We start from the raw sequence: 201 nt of genomic DNA, 5'->3' as shown, positions 1-201 counted from the left end.
GTCGCGCCCCGGAGGGTCGGGGCCGTCACGTCGCGCTGGTCGATCGCGAGCACGGACCCGGCGACGTCGGTGTCGTTGTCGAGGACGTGCAGCTTGCTCACCCGGCCGGGGCGCACCGTCTGGGCGTCGGGGACGGCCTTGGGCGGCTGCTGTGCGGCGGCCTCGTCGACGAGGTTCTCGTCCTTCTTCTGGTTCTTGTCG

At 72.1% G+C, this 201-nt stretch carries 1 protein-coding gene; it reads right to left on the bottom strand.

Annotated elements, in window-relative coordinates; translation table 11 throughout:
- Positions 1-201, bottom strand: a 201-nt coding sequence (locus IG69_RS22620) for a hypothetical protein (RefSeq protein ID WP_036830748.1), incomplete at both ends; no start/stop codon positions are given.

Source organism: Phycicoccus jejuensis, from assembly GCF_000720925.1.
In the GTDB taxonomy this organism is placed as follows: domain Bacteria; phylum Actinomycetota; class Actinomycetes; order Actinomycetales; family Dermatophilaceae; genus Phycicoccus; species Phycicoccus jejuensis.
This window is presented reverse-complemented; position numbering and strand designations above follow the sequence as displayed.